Origin of the sequence: Pseudomonas sp. NPDC089569, from assembly GCF_050280625.1 — a bacterium.
In the GTDB taxonomy this organism is placed as follows: Bacteria; Pseudomonadota; Gammaproteobacteria; order Pseudomonadales; family Pseudomonadaceae; genus Aquipseudomonas.
This window is the reverse complement of sequence record NZ_JBNNVQ010000191.1, coordinates 1-4,644: the sequence shown is the minus strand read 5'-3', so window position 1 is coordinate 4,644 and position 4,644 is coordinate 1. Positions and strand designations below refer to the sequence as shown.

5 protein-coding genes are annotated in these 4,644 nt (G+C 51.4%); 3 read left to right on the top strand and 2 right to left on the bottom strand.

Going from position 1 to position 4,644, the window contains the following annotated elements:
* Both ACQKP2_RS31810 and ACQKP2_RS31805 read right to left on the bottom strand, forming a co-directional pair.
* Nucleotides 1-834 (bottom strand): pyridoxal-phosphate dependent enzyme (locus tag ACQKP2_RS31810; protein ID WP_427582242.1); only part of this gene is annotated, 834 nt, incomplete at its 3' end.
* Nucleotides 835-860: 26 nt separating this feature from the next.
* Nucleotides 861-1,208, bottom strand: a complete 348-nt coding sequence (locus ACQKP2_RS31805; RefSeq protein ID WP_427582241.1) for a RidA family protein — start codon at nucleotides 1,206-1,208, stop codon at nucleotides 861-863.
* 782 nt (nucleotides 1,209-1,990) lie between these two features.
* Between ACQKP2_RS31805 and ACQKP2_RS31800 the strand changes: the two genes are divergently transcribed.
* The 3 genes from ACQKP2_RS31800 to ACQKP2_RS31790 form a co-directional block, all read left to right on the top strand.
* Nucleotides 1,991-3,112 (top strand): branched-chain amino acid ABC transporter substrate-binding protein, encoded by a 1,122-nt coding sequence (locus ACQKP2_RS31800; protein WP_427582240.1) that lies wholly within the window; start codon nucleotides 1,991-1,993, stop codon nucleotides 3,110-3,112.
* A gap of 103 nt (nucleotides 3,113-3,215) precedes the next feature.
* Nucleotides 3,216-4,139: a high-affinity branched-chain amino acid ABC transporter permease LivH gene (livH, locus tag ACQKP2_RS31795; protein WP_427582239.1), complete on the top strand. Its 924-nt coding sequence runs from the start codon at nucleotides 3,216-3,218 to the stop codon at nucleotides 4,137-4,139.
* Nucleotides 4,136-4,644 (top strand): DUF3382 domain-containing protein (locus ACQKP2_RS31790; RefSeq protein WP_427582238.1); only part of this gene is annotated, 509 nt, incomplete at its 3' end. The genes livH and ACQKP2_RS31790, both read left to right, overlap by 4 nt.

Below are 4,644 nucleotides of genomic sequence, written 5' to 3'. Positions count from 1 at the left end.
TAGTGCAATTGATGGATGGTTCAGGTAGGCGACTGCCAGTGATACACCGCATGCTGGTTCTACCAATTGGCGCATGTCGTCAGCGTATCGAGCTATGCCCATCGCCGCATCATCATCGGACAGGACTACGCATTCATAAGAGAAGTTAGGAAGGTTCTCTACAGGCCATGTAGCGACTTGTGCCGCGCCTAGCGATGTCGCTATGGTTTTTATTTGCGGAAGTTTGACGGGGTGACCTACAGCCATGGCAGCGGTAAATGATGCTGCACCTTCTGTTTCGCAAGCGATTACTTTGCAATCGTAGCGAGAATATCTTTCTAGTCCTTTGAGAATTCCGGAAAGCAAACCACCGCCACCGACGGAGGTCACGATTGTGTCAAATTGCGGGCAGTCCTCAATAATCTCATCAATCATAGTGCTGTGACCTTCCCACAGTACTGGGTGGTCAAAAGCTGGAACATAGAGAGTGCTGGAGTCCTGTGCGAGCTGTAGCGCTAATTGATTTGATTCATCCCAGACCTCACCATGCACGACCAGTTCTGCCCCAGTTTTGATTATTCGAAGACGGGTAGCTTCAGGGGTGGTTACAGGGACAATAATCTTTGCTTTCAGGCCCAGACTTATCGCAGCGACTGCTGTCGCAAGTCCCGCGTTTCCTCCTGAGGGACATACAACAGATTTTTTTCCCTGCTCGAAAGCTTGAGTGCACAGCCTACCCATTCCCCTGAGCTTGAATGAGCCACTAGGCTGCAGATTTTCTAGCTTTAGCCATACCCTTCGGCTCGGGGTCGAAAGTCCTGGATGCAAGATCAATGGTGTTCGAATGTGTAGCATTAGTAACTCCTTTGAAGGGATCGGTATCAGGTTCGAGCTGCCGCAATTACGGTCAGCTCAACACGAGCGTCGATCATCAACTGAGCACAGACAGTGGTACGAGTTGGAAGAGGGCCTTTGAAATGTTTCGCATAAGCAGCGTTAAACTCTTGAAAATCTTTCGGGTCGGTGAGGTACACAGTGACTGACACGATGTCATCCAAGGTTAGGCCTTCGGTGCTTAGGGATTTCGCGATACGGGCGAATGTAAGATCCGTCTGTGCTTCCAAGCCGTAGGGGATGCTACCGTCCTCACCGAACGGTACTTCTCCAGAAACAAATACGAAACCATTGATGTTTCGAGTTTTCGCGAAAGGTAAATTTGCTGGAATCATCAGTTTCTCTCCGATTATGAACCTTCAAAATAGATTCTTTATCTGCTTGAAGCTTGTAAAAAATTGCATGGTTGAGGAATGGCTTGTCCCACTGACGTGTTCACATCTACTCCTCATCTCCCGTCAATGTTTTTATTCGGATAACATTCTTCAAACATCCTCTCTAGAAGGTAGTTCATGTTTTCTGCAAGGTGAAACTGAGTGTTTTAAAAATATTCAGAATAAATATCCAGCCCCTCGGACTGTTGCATCATGTAAATTGGAACTCAATCGGTTAATCGTTTTGTTGGTTAGGAGGGGCACTCAACAAAATTCGTGATTCAAAGCTTTTGTTGAGGTTTCTGTTCGCGAAGCGCATGTGTGGCCCTGCGCTTTGTTGTGATATTGCGATTCTATTAATAGGGCGGGATGCCTTGGCGTGGTGCGCATTTATGGTCGCATGGTGAAAATATGTTTGGCTTGTAAAAAATTGAAATTTAAGTTCGCATGGCTTTAGGGCGCTCCTCGCCACTGTATTCCTACAGGCAATCAAAATCCAAACGTTAGTCTTAATTATGCATAGATCCTGCGGTTTTTCGGCATTTGTGTGCAAAGCAGGTTGCGGTTCAATTTTTTACAATCGAAGTGGATGCAGCCGCTTTACCTTGCTCACCTCAGGCGCACCTCGTCAGACGTGTTCAGCGTTTTATGCTTTGAGTTTCGCATCCCGGGGCAGGGCGGAAATGAAGGCCGATTGATGCAGGATGGAAGGGCTTGATATTCCTCACCATGAGTGGAGCACTATGAATAAAACTAATAAAAAATACCCTAAATTGCTTATCGCCATGATGTTGTCAGGAGTTGCTGGTCATTCGATAGCTTCCGAGGTAATCAAAATCGGTATTGCAGGCCCTAAAACTGGCGCTGTTGCTCAATACGGCGACATGCAGTTCAGTGGCGCCAAAATGGCTATCGAGCAGATCAACGCCAAAGGTGGCGTAAGCGGTAAGATACTCGAAGCAGTTGAGTACGATGATGCCTGTGATCCAAAACAAGCTGTTGCGGTCGCGAACAAGGTCGTCAACGACGGCGTCAAGTTTGTGGTCGGCCACCTGTGCTCCAGCTCCGCTCAGCCGGCTTCAGACATCTATGAAGATGAAGGCGTGATCATGATCACCCCGTCTGCCACCAGCCCAGAAATTACCTCCCGTGGCTACAAAATGGTGTTCCGCACCATCGGTCTGGACAGCGCCCAGGGCCCTGCCGCCGGTAACTACATTGCTGATCATGTCAAACCGAAAGTTGTTGCTGTCCTGCACGACAAGCAGCAATACGGTGAAGGCATCGCCACCGCCGTCAAGAAAACCCTCGAAGGCAAAGGCGTGAAAGTTGCCGTGTTTGAAGGTATCAACGCTGGCGACAAAGACTTCTCCTCGATGATCGCCAAACTCAAGCAAGCCAACGTCGACTTTGTCTACTACGGTGGCTACTACCCTGAGTTGGGTCTGATACTGCGTCAATCCCAGGAAAAGGGCCTGAAAGCTCAATACATGGGGCCGGAAGGTGTGGGTAACGATTCGATCTCGCAAATCGCCAAGGACGCTTCCGAGGGCTTGCTGGTGACCCTTCCGAAGTCCTTCGATCAAGATCCAGCCAATATTGCTTTGGTTGAGACATTCAAGGCAAAGGGGCAGGATCCCAGTGGTGCCTTTGTATTCCCCTCTTACTCCGCAGTTGCGGTAATTGCCAACGGAATTGAGATCGCCAAGAGCGAAGATCCTGCATATGTTGCTGAAGCTATTCGCAGCTCAACTGTTAAGACGCCAACCGGCAACTTGAGTTTTGATGGGAAGGGCGACTTGAAAGACTTCAAGTTCGTTGTCTATCAGTGGCATTTTGGCAAGCCTAGGACTGAGGTCAACTAAACCCCTCGTTAAAGTTCGCAGCAAACTCATTTAGCTTCGTTTGATGCGTGAGTGTCTGGCTCTTAACTGAGTCAGGCCAGAGTAGATTTAGTGGAGCGTTGTAATGCCTGACTTCTATCACTTCTTCCAGCAGCTAGTTAACGGTTTGACCATTGGTAGCACGTATGCCCTAATCGCCATCGGCTATACGATGGTTTACGGCATCATTGGAATGATCAACTTCGCCCACGGCGAGGTGTACATGATCGGTTCGTATGTGGCCTTCATCGCCTTGGCTGGGCTGGCTGCATTTGGTTTACAAAGCCTTCCGTTGTTGATGATAGCCGCCTTTCTGGCAAGCATTGTCGTTTGCAGTGCCTACGGCTACAGCATCGAACGGATCGCCTACCGCCCCTTGCGCGGCAGCAACCGTCTGATCCCGCTGATCTCTGCCATCGGCATGTCGATCTTCCTGCAGAACACGGTTCTGCTGGCGCAAGACTCCAAGGACAAATCCATTCCCAACCTGATTCCGGGCAACTTTGCCTTCGGGCCAGGTGGTGCACATGAAGTGCTGATTTCCTACATGCAAATCGTGGTGTTCGTGGTGACCCTGGTCGCCATGCTCGGCCTCACGCTGTTCATCTCCCGCTCACGCCTGGGTCGTGCCTGCCGCGCCTGTGCTGAAGACATCAAGATGGCCAACCTGCTGGGTATCAACACCAACAACATCATCGCCCTGACCTTCGTCATCGGTGCGGCGCTGGCAGCCATTGCCGCCGTCCTGCTGAGCATGCAATACGGCGTGATCAACCCGAATGCCGGTTTCCTGGTTGGCCTGAAGGCCTTCACCGCAGCGGTATTGGGCGGAATCGGCAGCATTCCGGGCGCCATGCTCGGCGGGCTGGTATTGGGGGTGACGGAAGCCTTCGGCGCCGATGTCTTCGGCGACCAGTACAAAGACGTCGTGGCGTTTGGCTTGTTGGTATTGGTGTTGTTGTTCCGGCCTACTGGACTGTTGGGCCGTCCGGAGGTCGAAAAAGTATGACTGCGAATTTTAAATCGGCGTTCTTCAGTATCCTACTCGTATGGGCTGTAGCTTATTCGGTATTGGGCCTGAAACTGACCATCGTCGGCATCAATCTTGAGGTGCACAACACCAGCCCGGCCATTCTGGCAACCATCGCGGTGTGCTCGGTGCTGATGTTCCTGCGTGTGCTGTTTAACCAGCAGATCAGCAAGGCGTGGAATGCCTCGTCCGGCAAACCGCTGATCCCGGCCAAGGCCAGCCACTTCCTAACTCTGCCGACCACCCAGCGCTACCTGATCATCGCGTTGATTATCGGTGCCCTGGTCTGGCCGTTCTTCGGCTCACGTGGCGCGGTGGACATCGCGACGCTAGTACTGATCTACGTAATGCTCGGCCTGGGCCTGAACATCGTGGTCGGCCTGGCCGGCCTGCTCGACCTGGGTTATGTCGGCTTCTACGCCGTAGGCGCCTACAGCTATGCGCTGCTGTCGCACTACTACGGCCTGAGCTTCTGGATCTGCCT

What these genes read in the sequence shown, in the direction of transcription:
- ACQKP2_RS31800 (WP_427582240.1), top strand. Translation starts at nt 1,991, where the DNA reads ATGAATAAAACTAATAAAAAATACCCTAAATTGCTTATCGCCATGATG.
- livH (WP_427582239.1), top strand. Translation starts at nt 3,216, where the DNA reads ATGCCTGACTTCTATCACTTCTTCCAGCAGCTAGTTAACGGTTTGACC.
- ACQKP2_RS31805 (WP_427582241.1), bottom strand. Translation starts at nt 1,208, where the DNA reads ATGATTCCAGCAAATTTACCTTTCGCGAAAACTCGAAACATCAATGGT.